The organism is Erythrobacter sp., assembly GCF_038133525.1.
Classification (GTDB): domain Bacteria; phylum Pseudomonadota; class Alphaproteobacteria; order Sphingomonadales; family Sphingomonadaceae; genus Qipengyuania.
This window is the reverse complement of the sequence record NZ_JAYPTL010000042.1, coordinates 1-249: the sequence shown is the minus strand read 5'-3', so window position 1 is coordinate 249 and position 249 is coordinate 1. Positions and strand designations below refer to the sequence as shown.

Here is a 249-nt window from a genome sequence, read left to right as displayed (position 1 = left end):
TTGCGAGTTCAGCGGCTTCGAGAACGGTCAGCTGCGAGAGCTCTTCAACAATCTTCTGGATATCAGCCATTTCAATACACTCCAATTCGGTATCGGGCGCCCATCAGGCGGCCCGTGATCTGGGTCGAATTACGTCTTGTCCGCTTACGCTGCGTCCTTGGCGGCATATGCGCCGAAAACGCGAGCGAGCTTTGCGGCAGGTGCCGTCGACAGCTGGGCGATCTTGGTCGCCGGAGCATTGACGAGACC

1 pseudogene is annotated in these 249 nt (G+C 58.2%); it reads right to left on the bottom strand.

Going from position 1 to position 249, the window contains the following annotated elements:
* Window positions 1–144: 144 nt before the first annotated feature.
* Window positions 145–249 (bottom strand): annotated as a pseudogene (locus AAFM29_RS11625) (50S ribosomal protein L10); the annotation flags it as partial.